Annotated in this window: 8 protein-coding genes; 6 read left to right on the forward strand and 2 right to left on the reverse strand. The window is 55.2% G+C overall.

Going from position 1 to position 15,789, the window contains the following annotated elements:
- Positions 1-3: 3 nt before the first annotated feature.
- Entirely contained in the window at positions 4-2,514 is a 2,511-nt protein-coding gene (locus H6F58_RS06045) for a SpaA isopeptide-forming pilin-related protein (protein WP_195181334.1), read from the reverse strand.
- Between H6F58_RS06045 and H6F58_RS18400 the strand changes: the two genes are divergently transcribed.
- The 4 genes from H6F58_RS18400 to H6F58_RS06065 all read left to right on the forward strand — a co-directional run bounded on the left by H6F58_RS18400 (position 2,495) and on the right by H6F58_RS06065 (position 9,044).
- Positions 2,495-2,731: a hypothetical protein gene (locus H6F58_RS18400; RefSeq protein ID WP_146274968.1), complete on the forward strand. Its 237-nt coding sequence runs from the start codon at positions 2,495-2,497 to the stop codon at positions 2,729-2,731. The two genes, H6F58_RS06045 and H6F58_RS18400, sit on opposite strands and share 20 nt — an antisense overlap.
- 1,240 nt (positions 2,732-3,971) lie before the next feature.
- Complete coding sequence (locus H6F58_RS06055; protein WP_348536376.1) at positions 3,972-4,793, forward strand: class I SAM-dependent methyltransferase; 822 nt, start codon at positions 3,972-3,974, stop codon at positions 4,791-4,793.
- A 265-nt stretch (positions 4,794-5,058) separates the two neighbouring features.
- Positions 5,059-6,654 (forward strand): phosphoglycerate dehydrogenase, encoded by a 1,596-nt coding sequence (serA, locus tag H6F58_RS06060; protein WP_146274970.1) that lies wholly within the window; start codon positions 5,059-5,061, stop codon positions 6,652-6,654.
- A gap of 1,388 nt (positions 6,655-8,042) precedes the next feature.
- The gene (locus H6F58_RS06065; RefSeq protein ID WP_244652380.1) at positions 8,043-9,044 is read left to right on the forward strand and encodes a glycosyltransferase family 2 protein; all 1,002 of its coding nucleotides are present in this window, start codon (positions 8,043-8,045) and stop codon (positions 9,042-9,044) included.
- Between the two features lie 408 nt (positions 9,045-9,452).
- On the opposite strand, the gene glf is transcribed toward H6F58_RS06065, so the two are convergent.
- Complete coding sequence (gene glf, locus H6F58_RS06070) at positions 9,453-10,625, reverse strand: UDP-galactopyranose mutase (RefSeq protein ID WP_195181335.1); 1,173 nt, start codon at positions 10,623-10,625, stop codon at positions 9,453-9,455.
- Between the two features lie 266 nt (positions 10,626-10,891).
- On the opposite strand from glf, the gene H6F58_RS06075 reads away from it, so the two are divergent.
- Both H6F58_RS06075 and H6F58_RS06080 read left to right on the forward strand, forming a co-directional pair.
- Positions 10,892-13,495, forward strand: coding sequence for a polysaccharide pyruvyl transferase family protein (locus tag H6F58_RS06075; protein ID WP_206693515.1), 2,604 nt, complete (start codon positions 10,892-10,894; stop codon positions 13,493-13,495).
- 35 nt (positions 13,496-13,530) lie between these two features.
- Positions 13,531-15,372, forward strand: coding sequence for a hypothetical protein (locus tag H6F58_RS06080; protein WP_195181336.1), 1,842 nt, complete (start codon positions 13,531-13,533; stop codon positions 15,370-15,372).
- Positions 15,373-15,789 lie beyond the last annotated feature (417 nt).

The raw sequence follows: 15,789 nt of genomic DNA on the forward strand, positions 1-15,789 counted from the left end.
CAACTAGCGGATCATGCGATCGCGCCGAGTCTTCCAGAACCTGCCTCCTAGTACGCTCAACCCCAAGATCAGGATCGCCGCGCCTAGAAGATAAACGTGGTCACGTCCGAAACCGCCGGTGAGCGGTAGAACCGGACCAACCTGCTGCTCATTGACTACGGCAGCAAGTTCAACCTGCAATGCCGTGCCTTGAACAGTGAATTCATGGATGGTGTCATCTCGCTGGTAACCAGGAGGTGCCAGCAACTCGACCAGGGTGTAATCGCCCCAGGCCAACTTCTCGATGGAGAACTTGCCTGCAACTGCGTCCCGGTCCGCTCCCGTGCAGGGATCCTCGGTGCAGTCAACGACTTCCACTGACTGAGAGTCGTCGCCAGCCGGGCCGGTAAGCGTCCACGTGGCGCCGGCCAGAAGGCGATCCTGCGCGTCGGTCTTGGTCCACGTCACTGAGCCTGGCTTGGCGGTGTTGACGATGTTGCAGGTGGCTTGCTGGCCCAGTTCCAATGAGATGGTTTCTCCGGTTTGCTCACCGGTTCCGGTGCAATTCCATTCGCCTGCCTCGTACCCGGCGGGCCCGGACTCGCCCAGTGCATAGCTTCCCGCAGGCACCTGTGCCCCGGTGATGGCCGGTTGGCCTGTCACGCCTGAAGCCGAGATGGCAGGATCTGCGGTATTGGTTGCAGACAGCGTCCAATCAGAGACCTTCGAGGTGCCGGAGAAGTCGTCGTTATCCAGCTCCTTGACCAGGGTCAGCTGCTGCTCGCAGTCCACCGTATTGACAACCTCAACGACGTTTGGATCTGGCGAAACCGTCATCGTGTGCGTTGCCTGGTCGGCCTCGACACCGTCGATGGAGGTCAGGACGGAACACAAGTCCGGAAGATCTGAGACGGTTTCCTCGACAACCACGTCGTCGCCGACGAGGTAGCCGCTGATCTCCGTGCCGAATTCCTTCTCGGCCCCATCAACGCTGAGCTGCGCTGTGCCAACGGGCTGGTCCCCGTTTGCGTATTCCTCGCCGTTGACTATCCAGGTTTTCGTCACGGTCAATGCGACTTCGGCGGTATTGGTGAAGGTGCACGTGACCTTGTCTCCCGCAGCGATGCTCACACCGTGGGCCTCCGAAACAGGATGCGAACTTCCGCAGTTGATATTGGTGAGCTGGTAGCCGGGTGTTCCACCTGACTCCGACAAGGTGTAGTCGCCGGGTGAAACCGGTGCTTCTGTTACCGAGTCGCTCCCGGAACTGCCTGCCAGGGCAGTGGGGCCTGTGGCCTTCAGCGTCCAGCTCTCAGCCGCGGCGTCGCCAATGACTTTCTTGACCAATGTCAGTTGCGTGCAGGTCACGGTATTTGTCACCAAGTAGCTGTTCTTGCCAACGGCAAGAGCATGCTGCCCGAGATCCCCGGATGCTTGGTAATCGCATCCTTGGGGGAGCTGAACATCAGACTCGGCCACCGTAACGGACTCTCCCGCCTGATAGCGCGTGTTGTTGCTCTTCTTGGAATACTCAGTGCCAAATTGTGCCGAGTTCTGCCCGGTAAGCCCTAGTGTTGCGTTGAATCCCGCCGGTTGCTCGCCATTGTCGTAGCTTTGTCCGTCAATGACCCAGGTCTTGTCAACAACGACGCTTGAGCAGGTGCTCGGGATGGCCAGGGAGATCGGCTTGACCCAATCCTTCAGGGCAGAGGTGTCGCCAGAAGCGCTGGAGCGAATGTTCAGCGTCCCGTAGTTTCCGCTGCAATCCGCCTGGCCGAACAGCGTGGTCAAATTCAGCGCAAATTCCGCAAAGAGCCCTTTTTCAAGATTGGCTGTTCCGGCGAAATTCTTGATGATGCCGTTGTTTGCCTTGCCGGTGAATCCGGCCAGGTTTGGCAAGGCGTTCCACGTACCGCTGGTTGCCCCGGTGGATGCCCAGACATCGGCACGGGTCAGAACCAGATCGTTCTGCCCATTCTGGTTAACCAGAAGCCGCAGGTCGCCGGTGCTTCGTTGCGGGGACGGAGACGTGCTCGGCGAATTGCCCAGGGCATTGAGTTCCACAACGAGCTGCGCGGTTCCATTGCCTGTGGCTCGTTCGAAGCCGAGGTATGCATAGACTTGATTGCCAACGGTGCGCTGCAAGGCGTAGACATTGTGCACGTCGGACTTGTCACCTGCGGTGTTGACGCCACTGGTTTGGCTCGTGCTCCAGGGCCAGTTTCCTTCGCTGACACCGTTGGTGAATTGCGTAGAGTCAGATACCCCGTCGTTGGCCGTCGGACCCGAAAGGGTTGTGGTCCAGTCATCTACAAGGTTCGAGCAGAGATTCCCATCGATTTCAAAATTTCCGATGACTGAATTGCCGAATTGGGCGTCGTTGCACGTGGCTGCAGCCGCACCGACGCTTAATTGCTTCTCTTTGGCCGGCGCGGACGGGCCGGGTTCAGCCGTAGCCGAGGCGCTCGGCGAAGCTGCAGCGGTCGCGGTGGGGGATTGAGTCGAGGATTCCTTCGTGATCTCGACCCGGGTCACCGATTTTTGGCTTTTGGCGGTTGCCGATGGCGTCAGCGATGGCGTCGCCGACGGCTCGACCGGTGCGGTCGTGGCCAACGTCGGGTCAGGATTTTCAGAAGGGACGGTAGCAGAATCAGGCGTGCCCGATGCACTGGCCGTTGGTTCAGCCAGCCGCAAGGTTTCCTCCGCGGTTGGCATCGGCATTTCTGGCTCGTCGGAGCTGGATGTGCTTTGAACCGTGGCCGGATCGGACGGCTTGGCTTCCGTCGAGGAAGTCGTTTCGCTCGAAACCTGTGCCGCAGTTGATTGCTCTGCAGGTACTGGTGAAGCGGCCGCGCCTGAAGCAGCGATCAGAGTGAATGCGAGAATCGCGACGGATGATGTCCTGTACGTTCTTGAACGCAGAACGGTCCTCATTAATTGGTCACGGCGACGTCTACGTCGGCGCGCAATTCTGTCCCCAACAGGATTGCCAAACACTAGATTTCCCCAAATTTTAGTGTGAAGCTGGGAAGACTAGTTCTTGAGAGCGCGTTTAAGCGTGACCTGCCGCCGAACTGTTCATCAGTAATGAAACGTCCGGTAATACTTGTCGTTCAATCCCCAAGAGAGAACGACGTGCCCCAAGTTTTTGCTGTTCTACCCAGCTTCTATGCGAGTGTTGTAACCGTCAGCGTATACACACGAATAGGTTTCGTCAACAAAGTTTTAAATCCTATATATTGCGACCTGAATTGCTCAACATCGAGCCGTTTGGCAGTTATGAACTACACCGTATTCAATGGGCCGGCTGATTACCCGTTCTTACTTTTGAGTAACTAGAGAATTCTTTTTGGTGGAAGTACCGGTTTTTTGAATCCAGCCCTTGATCGACTCGTGCCACTTGCTGAGCGGAAGGCGTCCGGGTGCTCCATGTCAGATTTGACACCGGTTTCACCGGCATGTTCAGGACATGGTGCCAAGCCTCTGGCCGAGGTTTGCACGTTCTTCCAAGTTGGCGGACCAGTGGATGGAATGCGTTGTCGCGACGGCGGTACTCGTTCTGAGGCAATCATCATCGTTTTCAATTCACTACAATATTTTCCGGTGGATATCTTCGTAATGAATCGTGGTATCAGGTGATTATCCGATTCGCGAAGTGGATAATTTTTCGCGATATTATTGGGTGGAATTTTATGCGCAAAGGTTACCGTAGGTGGAATTGTGAAACGGGTAATTAAATTTTCTTAGGCTGTGAGCCTAGGGCCTTGCGGGCGCGCTGGCGGCGGGTCATTTCCTGGGCGCAATTCCTTCGTTGGGTAAAAATAATCGACCTGAATTGCTGAACGGGAGTTCTGCTTTGGCGGCGCTCACCGGTGGGGTGCTGAGATGAACCTTTCTGAATCAGCTTCAAATCTCTCTAACCAGCAGCGTGAGCACTGGGCAGGAGACGGTTAGGAAAAGTCCAAAGTAGCGAGTCGTCGGCTACAGCCTCGATGGGTCATTCAGCGCAGCATCTGGGGCTGGACACGTCGTCGAGAAGCGGTATTCAATGGTGTCCTTTGCGCCTCGATTGTTGTTACACTCGGCGAAAAGTAATCCAAACAAGGGATATAAAGATGGCAGCCAGCAATTATGATTCGTTCGCCAAGGAATACGCCATGGAAAATGAATCCAGTTTGCTTAATGCCTACTATGAACGGCCAGCCATGCTGGAATTAGCCGCTGATGTCGCAGGCCGCGAGATCTTGGACATTGGGTGTGGTGCTGGCCCATTGGCCGGGGAATTGATATCCCGCGGGGCATTGGTGACAGGATTTGATGCCAGTGTTGAAATGCTGGAATTGGCACGGGAACGGCTCGGCGGATCAGTCGATCTGCGGGTGGCCCGGCTGGGGGAGCCGCTTCCCTATGAAGAAGATTCTTTTGACGATGCCGTCTCTTCCTTGGTGTTTCACTATCTGCCTGACTGGTCATTCGCCCTTGAAGAGGTTCGACGCGTTCTGAAACCCAAGGGCCGATTGATCTTGTCGGTCAATCATCCAATTCTCTATCCGTGGAACCATAAGGGCTCCGACTACTTCAGGGTCACCGAATACTGTGACGAAGTGACTTTGAATGGGCATGCGGCTGAACTGACGTATTGGCATCATCCCTTGCACGTCATGGTTTCATCGATGATCGATGCGGGGTACTCCATCGAGCGCATTTGGGAACCGCCCTATTCCAAGGACGCGCCGCAGGAGATTGTCCCGGATTCGCTGCGCGAAAGGGAGGCGTTCCTGAGCTTCATATTTTTCGTCCTCAGGGCCAATTGAGAGCCCACTGGGTTTGAGGAATTTACGGGCTTGGGGGCATTCAGAAGCACGACAGGAGTGCGGGGAAACTGGTGAGCTGAAGCTAGGCTCGTCACATTCTATGTAATAAGTGAAAGTTTTCACAAAGTAGGGTTTTCACTGCGTAACATGCGTGATTTCGCACCAAAACGAAGGATGCATAGGGTTACGCTTGATTCGACGGCAGGCTATTGAAGCTGCTGTCTTGCAAGCATCAGCCCAATGAAATCGCAAAGGTGCCACACCCGTGTCTGACATTAAGCCCATCGTACTTTTGGCCGAGCAACTTTCCCCTGCAACCGTTGCTGCACTCGGTCCCGACTTTGAAATTCGTCAGACTGACGGTGCGGACCGCTCTCAGCTCCTCGAAGCCATTGCCGATGTAGATGCAATCCTGGTTCGCTCTGCAACCCAGGTGGATGCAGAAGCCATTGATGCAGCGAAGAACTTGAAGGTCATCGCCCGCGCAGGTGTTGGCTTGGACAACGTCGACATCAAGGCTGCCACCCAGGCAGGTGTCATGGTGGTGAACGCTCCTACCTCGAATATCATCTCGGCAGCCGAGCTGACAGTCGGGCATATTGTTTCACTGGCTCGCCGAATTCCAGCAGCCAACGCTTCGCTGAAGAACGGCGAATGGAAGCGCAGCTCCTTCACCGGTGTTGAACTCTTCGAGAAGAAGGCCGGCATCATCGGTTTGGGCCGCATTGGTGCTCTCGTCGCAGCTCGCCTGCAGGGCTTCGGCATGGAAATCGTCGCTTATGACCCATACGTCACCCCAGCACGCGCTGCACAGCTTGGTGTCACCCTGCTGCCGCTTGACGAGCTCTTGGCTGAAGCAGATTTCATCACCATCCACATGCCAAGGACCCCGGAAACCGTGGGCATGCTGGGCAAGGATGCTTTCGCAAAGATGAAGGACACCGCTTACGTGGTCAACGTTGCCCGCGGTGGACTGGTTGATGAAGCGGCACTTTACGAAGCATTGAAGAACAAGGAAATTGCTGGCGCCGGCATTGACGTATTCGTCAAGGAACCGAGCACCGATCTTCCATTCTTCGAGTTCGACAACGTCACCGTTACTCCTCACTTGGGTGCATCGACCGATGAAGCCCAGGAAAAGGCCGGAGTATCCGTCGCCAAGTCAGTTCGCCTGGCGCTGTCCGGCGAATTGGTGCCAGACGCAGTCAACGTTGCCGGTGGCATCATCGACGAAAATGTACGCCCGGGCATCCCGCTGATTGAAAAGCTGGGCCGTATCTTCAACGCATTGGCCGTTGGATCCCTGACCAGCATTGACGTCGAGGTAGCTGGCGAGATCGCCGAACTTGATGTCAAGGCTCTGGAGCTTTCGGCACTCAAGGGTGTCTTCATGGATGTCGTGTCGGAGCAGGTCTCCTACGTGAACGCTCCGGTGCTCGCTGAACAGCGTGGAGTGGCTACCCGCCTGATCACCACCCCGGATTCGCCTGAGTACCGCAACCAGCTGACCATCAAGGGCTCCACCAATGAAGGAACCCAGCTTGCCGTGGCCGGCACCCTGACCGGCCCTAAGCAGATTGAGAAGCTTGTCGGAATCAACGGTCACGAGATCGAAATCCCAATCTCGGACCACATGATCGTTGTTCGGTATGCGGATCGTCCAGGTGTTGTCGGCTCGCTGGGCAACGTACTGGGCGAGCAGGGCGTGAACATTGCCGGTATGCAGGTTTCCCGCGACGAGAAGAAGTCCGAGGCATTGGCTGTCATCAGCATCGACTCGGCTCTGCCAGCCGGCGTTCTCGATGTTGTCGGCGCTGCCATTGGCGCGAGCGTAGCTCGCGAGATCAACCTCGAAGACTAGAGTTGCGCTATAGGCCAAGTTGTTCATGGGCCGCCTCAACCGATTGGTGATGCGGTGTCCCAACATGAGTGATTGACTATCTGGCCCCTCTCAACCCGTCTGCTGACTGCCAGGTCAAGCAGGCGGGTTGTCTCGTTTAACATCTGCACCAGAGCTTCCGGGTATTGCGCCGAAAAGGTGTACAGATGACGAACCGAAGAGGACTCCCAGTCTTCCTCCCTCACCATGTGCACTCCGTTGCACAATCAACCATGGGTTTTGCAGGTGATCGGCCTATAGATAAGCATGCTAGCGCTAGAGCGTTATGGGGCGCCGCGGCGTCAAACGCCGTGCGAGTTGCCGGTGCTTCCTCCGGTACCCTGCCATATCTCGTCGTGGCTCCTTTCATTATTCTCCTTGCTAGGGGTGCAGCTGTTGGCCTTGAAAGGCGAAAGAGCCCATGCCGGGGTGCTTGATCATCGCGTGGCGCAAATGGAGGAAGCAAGACTCGATCCTCGCCTGATGCCAGACCCCGGTGATCGCGGATTCCGGGCACCGTTACGGCCGATGACCGAGATCGGCGGGGGAATCATGCGCTGGACTCGTCGGATCCATGAGGCGTACTTTCCGCGGTCGCAGACTTGCTGCTCGATTTTGGTCTCAGACTTGCTCGAGGCGTGGTTGTACTTGCCAGCACCAGAAGAGGGAGCGCCGGCGAGTAGCTCGTTCAAAGATGCTGTGTCTTCCGGTGGATCAACGAGCGAAACGGGCGACTCGGTTTTCGCGGTGATACCGGGGCGGGAATCCACGCTGGAATCTCCGAAGCTCTTGCCACGCCATTGGTTGCGTCCAGCGCAGTTTCCTGTGTATCACTGCTGGGCTGGTGTGCCATTATTGCCACGGTACAACCTGTCATGGACAGCACCTGTGGTGTAGCAGCCAGCGGCTAGGTGTGATGAGCAGGCGTTGTCCACCCCTATGGCGCTAGTTCGAACCCTGCTGTCATGCAGCGCTGTAGTTGGCCGCCAACCCGAAGGGTGCTGGTGAGGGTCTGGATGGAGTGGCGGCACTGCAAAGCTAAAAGCGGTGCCTCAGTGGTCCGCTGCGCAGTGCGCGCCTGTCCGCTGGTAGGGGCGATGATCGCAAGCGAGCTTTCATTCACGCTTGAGACGTGTTCGAAACTGTTCCGCTTTTGCACGTGCAATCCGCTGGAATTATTGGTGGTGTACATTCGGCTAATCTCAAGCTTGCGATGGTAAGGTTCGCTACTGTTTGAAAATTCACAGGCAAATTTCATGAAACGTTCAAGTGAACGCAAGGTTAATATTTGGTTGATTCTACGTTATTACTAATCGCAGGTAGTTCATGAAGTCGCTGGGATCTACTAATTGGGATAATCTTGGTTTGCTATGAAGGATGATTCGAGAGACCAGGCGATGACCGAAAAGACGAGTTTCGCCCCGTCTGACACTGCTATCGTGATCGTTACGTACAACCGATCGCATCTACTCGACCGCCTTCTGACAAGCATTCAGACAATGGATCCCGCTCCCGGCCATCTCGTCATTATCGACAATGCATCTGCCGACGATACGCACGAGATCGTGCAGAAGCATGCAGATAATCTTGATGCCGAAGTCGTCTACGAAAAGCTTCCGACGAATACCGGCGGCGCTGGCGGATTCCACACCGGTGTGAAGAAAGCCTATGAACTGGGCGCCTCATGGATCTGGATGATGGATGACGATGTTGAAGTCATTTCTGATGGACTTGGAAAAATGGGGAAGTGGGCAGAACGTTTCCAGGTTATCCAGGGTCGACGCTACGACTATGACGGCAGCGAGTTCTATTGGCAGTACAGAATCTCTGATCGGCTGGCCATCCCGATTCCTTTTGCGCCAAGCGACTTTGATGCCACAGGGTATCGAGAGATGAATTCCGGATGTTTCGAAGGGATGTTCATCCACCGTGACGTGGTCCGTCGTATTGGACTGCCTGACCCACGGTTCTTCATCTACTGGGATGACCAGCTCTACGGCTGGTTGGCATCGCGGGTCACTACCGCCGTTATCGTCAATGAATTCGTGCTGCGGCGTACGCGCGACATCAGGCAACTTGATCTGGGCATTCGCCATTTCAACGCTTCAAGCGATCCGTATCGCTATTACATCATGCGAAATCGAGCAATACTCAAGAAATACTATCGTTTCCACGGGATGTGGTATCCGGGTGCCTTTGCGCTCGGTACGGCGCTCACCTTCGCCAAAGAAATACTGCGCCTGATCTTGGTTGAAAAAACTATCCGAGGGACGTCGAACCTCTTTAAAGGCCTTCGCGACGGTCAACGAATTGCTAATGATAATTCGTGGAAACCGATGGCTCCACTCAAGACGAAGCCGCGTAGGCACTAGCTTAAGGACAAATACCCGCCTTGTAGCAGTATCAATCGCCTGACCTGTTATGCAGTGATTCGATGCATTCTTAAGCGTTGGAATACCGATGCTGATTTGCGTGCGCAGTCTTCCGTTTCCTTGTGGACGAACAATGCGTTTACGGCTTCGGCCACCCTGCAATTTTCGTCAACTTCAGAAGCATTTCCAATGTTTCGGCCTCCGGCTTGAAATCCTTAATCTGGGCATACCACTTGTCGCGGGAACGCAGGACTCAACCCGTTGCATCCCGAGGTCAAGGCGTCGGGGGCGTCTTTTAAGTTCAGAGCGTGAGTGCCGGAGAACGTCTTTAAACAGCAAATGTGGGTGTGGCCGCAGCTGGCATGCAATACATTGCTAGCTGCGGGCACACCCACATTTAGTTGTACTTTACTGCGACACCTTCAAGGTCTCTGCAATCTTCGAAATCTGGTTGTCCCACATCGAAAGGGCAGAGCCGATAGCCATATGCATGTCCAAGTACTGATAGGTGCCCAGCCGGCCCCCGAAGAAGACGTTCTCTTCCTTCTTTGCCAGTTCGCGGTATGCGAGAAGCCCAGTCCTATCTTCTGGCGTGTTCACCGGGTAGTAAGGCTCGTCGTCGTGGCTTGCAAAACGAGAGAACTCCCGCATGATGACGGTCTTGTCATCCGGGTAGCTGTCCTTGCGTTCCGGGTGGAAGTGCTTGAACTCGTGAATACGGGTGAATTCGACATCGGCGTCCGGGTAATTCATCACCGGAGTTCCCTGATAGTCACCGACATCTAATACTTCTTCTTCAAAGTCCAACGTCCTCCAGGACAATGAGCCTTCGCTGTAATCGAAATAGCGATCAATTGGACCGGTGTAAACAATCGGAACCTGCCCCACCATGTCGTTCTTGTTGAATGGCTGGCTCGAATCAAAGAAATCAGTATTCAGCTGAACAGTAATGTTCGGGTGATCCGCCATTCTTTCAATCCAGGCCGTGTAGCCGTCGACTGGCAGGCCTTCGTACTTGTCATTGAAGTAGCGGTTGTCATAGTTATAGCGAACTGGAAGTCGGCTGACAATATCCCCTGAAAGCTTCTCAGGGGATGTTTGCCATTGCTTGGCCGTGTAGTGTGCAAAGAAGGCCTCGAACAATGGTCGGCCTACGAGGGCGATTCCCTTTTCGTAAAAGTTTTTAGCATTTTCTACATTAAATTCTCCAGCTTGCTCCTTTACTAAAGCACGTGCTTGGTCAGGAGTGTATGCGGCGTTGAAGAACTGATTGATCGTGTGCAGATTAACAGGAAGCGCGAAGGTTTGTTTGTTATGCGTCGAGTAAACGCGGTGAACGTAGTGGGTGAAGCTAGTGAAGCGATTCACGTACTCCCATACTCGTTCATTGGACGTGTGGAAGAGGTGTGCTCCGTATCGGTGCACCTCAATGCCGGTTTTTGGCTCTGGTTCGCTGTAGGCGTTTCCGCCAATATGTGAGCGCCGGTCGATGACAGTGACCTTGAGGCCTGCGTCTGCTGCACGCTCTGCGATGGTTAGTCCGAAGAAACCGGACCCGACAACTAATAGATCTGTATCCATGTAAAGCAGTCTAACCACACCCCTGCAACGGGCCATAAAAGCCAGGTTAACGAGAGGTGTACTTAACGTAAACAAATTGTCATTCAGATATTGTCCAAGGGATTGAGAATAGTTTTGTTGATAACGTGGTTCCCCGAGACCAAAATTTCACCTGCAATCGGCTCGTCAAAATGGGCCGATCGGCAGGTGAGCCCGCGGAGCCGCAAGGCGGTTACGCACTAGTTCATGCATGATGCGTAAGACAAGGAATGAGGAAATTCCCCTTGGTGGATCCGAAGAAAAAGTATGATGTGGCTGTCCTCGGATGGTGGTACGGCAAAAATTACGGATCGATTCTGACTTATTACGGTTTGAACCGTGCCATCGAAAACTTAGGCCGCTCGGTACTCATGGTTCATGAGCCTGTGGGCTACAACGGGTACCGAGTTCAATGGCCTGACGCTATCCTCTCCATGGATTTTGCGCGCCGAACCGGATACGAGTACACCAAGCAGTTGCATTACTCGGAGCTCAACACGCTCAACGAACTGGCTGACACGTTTGTTGTCGGAAGCGATCAGTTGTGGAATCCGCTCATCGGACGAGTGAACGATGATCTTTTCCTCGACTTCGTTGCGCCTGATCGCAATCGCGTTGCGTACGGCACCTCTTTTGGAAACCGCGGAACCGAGAAATTCAAGCCGAGCTTCATCGCCAAGCACTCGCAGAACCTCCAGAAGTTCAAAGCCATCTCCGTCCGCGAAAACTACGCGGTAGACACGGCTCGCGACATCTTTGGCACCAAGGCGGACCTTGTAGTTGATCCAGTATTCCTGCTGGACCAGGACCACTACAAGGAACTGGCAGCCAAGGCATCAATCTCTCCTGAGGGCGAATACTTGGCAGTCTTCTTCCTCGACCCGACACCGGAGAAGAAGTCCACGGCGATGGCCATCGCCGACAAGGTAGGGCTGGATAAGATCCTGGTGATCTGCAACCCGGATGAAGGCCGCAAGGCGGCACAGGAAATCTGGGCTGACGAACCTCGGGCAGAACTCATTGCCAGCGACGCGCCGGAGAACTTCCTGCGCGGCTACCAGGACGCTAGCTACGTTGTTACCGATAGCTTCCACGGCACCGCATTCTCCGTAATTTTCGAGAAGCCATTCTCCTCCATCTACAACAACAAGCGCGGGGCTGACCGCTTCAAGAACTTGCTCTCCTCCTTGGGATTCGGCGACACCCGCCGGGTCTACGAGAGCGACACGGTTGAGACCATTACCAAGAATAAAAACGTCACCCGTTCAATCAGCTTCGCCAAAGCGCGCAAGTACATCACGGAGGGCCGTCAGTACTCATTGCAATGGCTCGAATCGGCACTTGACCCCTCAGTGAAGTCTTCAGCCGCCATTGATAACGGCAAGGCTGTCGCCGCCGCGGCGAACATCCCGTCGCAAAGCCACACGCTGGATCTGGATTTCTCGGCCAACAGCGACATCTGGTCAATTGCCAAGGGAACCAAGGGCGTATCGCTGAGTGTCGGCGCGGACAAGGACTTGCGCGGGAAGCACGTGTGGACGGACCTTCCAGAACCGCTGACTCCAGGCACGAGAAAACGACTCAAGATCCAGTGGGCACCCACCACCAAGACCAAGAGCATCAACGTCCACCTGAGGAATCCTGAGTCCGGGGCATTCAAGGTCATCGGCAAGGCAAGCGTCGCTGAGAGCTCGGGAAACCTGCGCACCGATGAATTCGAATTCTCAGTGGCCGAAGCCGGCCTCAGCCAAGTCATGCTCGGTGCACTGCACTTCACCGGCCCGAAGGCCGGCGCTCAGGTCCACGAGATCTCCATTACGGAAGTGAAATCGAAGGCACCTGCAGCCCCTGCTCCGGTTGTGAAGTCTGATGACGAAATCGTTGAGGGGTTCTCGAAGCAGGCTCGCCGATTGGCGCTGCACGACTTTGAATCCCAGGTCCGCTCCTTTAGCCGCGGACGCTCTGCAGATTCGGTGACCGGAATCCGCGCACGGATGTTCTTCCATGCGCACGCCATTGAAAAGGGCCTGACCCACAGCAACTTCCGTCCAGGGTTCGGCCGCATCGCAATTCCAGGCCTTGCCAAGGAAATGAATGCTTGGCTGACTCGCGGTCTCGGGACCGACGACACCATCGTGCAGAGCTCTGCCTCGGTCATGAAGGCGTACTTCGCCCGCAACGAAGAGACCAATACGGATGTCTCGCACTTCCGCAAGCTGTTCTCGGACGAGGCGCTGGAAGTCATTGCCAATGGCCGGGCAGGGGAGGGCGGCGCATTCCCTGCGGCGAACCACCGCGAAGACCCAGTGGAAACCCCTAACGATGACCGCGCATTCATGGACGTCATGTACGGGCGCCGAAGCGTTCGCGAATTCATTGACACTCCAGTGGACGATGCAGCCATTTCGGGGGCAGTGCAGATTGCCATGCAATCCCCATCGGTGTGCAGCCGCCAGGGTGCCCGCGTGCACCAGTTCGATGATCCGGAGACCATCAAGCAGCTCCTGGACGTCCAGGGTGGATTCTACGGATTCAATGCCCCACCGCGCTTGCTGTTGGTGACGGCAGATCTAGACGCATTCCTTTTTGCTCCAGAACGGAATCAGCCATTCGTTGACGGCGGGCTGTTCATGATGTCCCTGCTCCTGGGCCTGACCCAGATGGAGCTCGGCTCGTGCCTGCTGAACACCGCTATGGGTGTCGAGAAGGAACAGAAGATCCGCAACATCGTGGATATTCCAGAGAATGAAGTCTTCATCGCGTTCGTCGCCGTCGGCAATTTCGACAAGAACGTTTTGGTTCCTCGCTCAAAGCGAGTCGAATCGGACAGCATTCTCAAGCGACACGCATAGAACGTAGTTAAACCGGTAAGGAACGCAACAAGAGTATGACGACGCCAACAGCAATTGCGCAGGAACAGATCGAAGGACCAGACATGACCGAGTCAAGCACCGCTTATCCCGTGCAGCCAGGCATCTGGCTGCAAGCAGGGATTTCCACGGAACAAGAAGCGCACTTCCATGTTTACGGTCCCGTCGGCATTTCATTGAGCAGGGGAGTGGCGGAGTTCGCACCGGGCGGGCTGCTCTCCACGAGCACCTACTACAACGTATTCAACTACGGTAAGTGGAAAAGGATCTGCGGCGATCTCCCATTGGAGCTCCAGCTCAAGGGCCGAGGACGCTACCAGCTGAATGTCTTCCAGGCTGACCGTCACAAGTCATGGCACAAGATTGTCAGCGAGGTTGTCACCATCGATGGCCTGTACAGTCATCCAGTTGCCGTCGACGAATCGACTTCCGATGAATCCCTGCTGTTCTTCGACCTGATGGCCCTGCAGGACGGTGAACTGGAGGACTTTGCGTGGGCTACCACCGCCAAGCCTGTGCGGACACCTGAGCTGATGCTCTCGGTCACCACCTTCCGCCGCGAAGCCGAAGTTGAAAGCACTGTCTCGCGTTTCCGCGAATTCCGTGCGGGTTCGGAACTCAAGGACCACATCAGCATGACCGTGGTTGATAACGGTAATTCGCTGAAGGTCGAAGACGGCGACGGCGTTGAAATCATTGCCAACGAAAACCTCGGCGGAGCCGGCGGCTTCACCCGCGGTTTGCTGCGGGCCCGGGAAATCGGAGCAACCCACTGCCTCTTCATGGATGATGACGCATCGATCCAGATGGAAGCACTCTCACGCACCTGGTGGCTGCTGGCCTTCGCGAAAGATCCACGCACCGCAGTTGCAGGATCGATGATCAATGCTTCGCACCGATGGCAGATCTGGGAAAACGGCGCGGAATTCGAGCTCGGCTGCAAGCCTCGCTACCACGGCCTGGATCTTCGTTCCCGTGACGCAGTGTTCAACATGGAATACGAGACCACTGCACCCGCACCAGACGATCTCTATGCCGGCTGGTGGTTCTTCGCATTCCCGGTTGACCAGGTTGAGCACCTGCCATTCCCGTTCTTCGTGCGTGGCGATGACGTGAGTTTCTCCCTAGTCAATGACTTCGACATCGTTTCGCTGCCAGGCGTCGCTTCGGTTCAGGAAAACTTCACTGACAAGGCTTCGCCAACGACTTGGTACCTGGACTTCCGCAGCCATCTGGTCCACCACCTGTCGCTTCCTGAGAAGCGCCGTTCTTGGGCAGAGCTGCAGCAAATGGTGGCCAGCTTCTACATGCGTAATGTCATGCGCTTCCATTACGACACGCTTGCTGCCATCAACCTGGCATTCGAAGATGTGCTTCGAGGCCCGAAATTCTTCGACAAGCATGCAGACATGTCGAGAAGGCGTGCCGACCTGAAGGCACTGACCAAGGACGAAGCCTGGAAGCCCGTCCAGGAACGGCCAGATGAACTGCATGGGGAGAAGCCACGCTATTCACGTGCGCTGATGCTGGCAACCTTGAACGGCCACTTGCTCCCGCTGGGCAAGGAAGCTGATGCAAATCTGACGTTGTCTTCGCCATTCCGTGATGACTACCGCAAGGTTTATGGGGCTAAGGAAATCACCTATCTCAACGGTGACCAGTCCTCGGCCTACGTTGTCCGTCGCAGCCAGAAGAAGTTCTGGCGCGAATCGCTGCGCTTGGTACGAAACACCATGCGCCTGCGCTCGGCCTACGAGGAGAACATCCGACTATGGCGCGACGGCTACGATCAGCTGACTTCGGACTCGTACTGGACTGACAAGCTGAATCTTGCAGAAATCAAGACACTGAACAAGTAGCAGATTTGCAAACTAGCCGGTAAGGAATTCAAGTATCTCGTGCTGAGCATTTTGTACTGAGACTGTCCAGCACGAAGATTGGCAATTTCTGTGTCGGCTAGTTTGCAACCGCAGCCAGCTGATCGTGAAACTCGGAAGTAAAATTTCGATGGTTCAGAATTGAATCGTAGATTCTCGAATTGATTCGGAACTTAGGCGCTTCGAAGAAACGAGCATGAACCATGGTCGGGGTTGCTCGAATTTAAAACCATGAGACAGAGAAGTATTCGAGGCGTCGGGCGATGACGATTCTGTCCAACATCTCGAATTCCTGTCCAAGGTCTGGAACTCTCTGGCCGACCAATTATGAGTGACAGTGTCACCGAGCAACATCATTTAGATTCTGATTTAGGACCTAAACTCGCCCAGCGCGACAGG

The organism is Glutamicibacter sp. FBE19, assembly GCF_015524875.1.
Taxonomy (GTDB): domain Bacteria; phylum Actinomycetota; class Actinomycetes; order Actinomycetales; family Micrococcaceae; genus Glutamicibacter; species Glutamicibacter halophytocola.

Excerpts from the sequence above, each read along its gene's own strand:
- H6F58_RS06065 (WP_244652380.1), top strand. The coding sequence starts at position 8,043 with ATGAAGGATGATTCGAGAGACCAGGCGATGACCGAAAAGACGAGTTTC.
- H6F58_RS06055 (WP_348536376.1), top strand. The coding sequence starts at position 3,972 with ATGGGTCATTCAGCGCAGCATCTGGGGCTGGACACGTCGTCGAGAAGC.
- glf (WP_195181335.1), bottom strand. The coding sequence starts at position 10,625 with ATGGATACAGATCTATTAGTTGTCGGGTCCGGTTTCTTCGGACTAACC.
- H6F58_RS06080 (WP_195181336.1), top strand. The coding sequence starts at position 13,531 with ATGACGACGCCAACAGCAATTGCGCAGGAACAGATCGAAGGACCAGAC.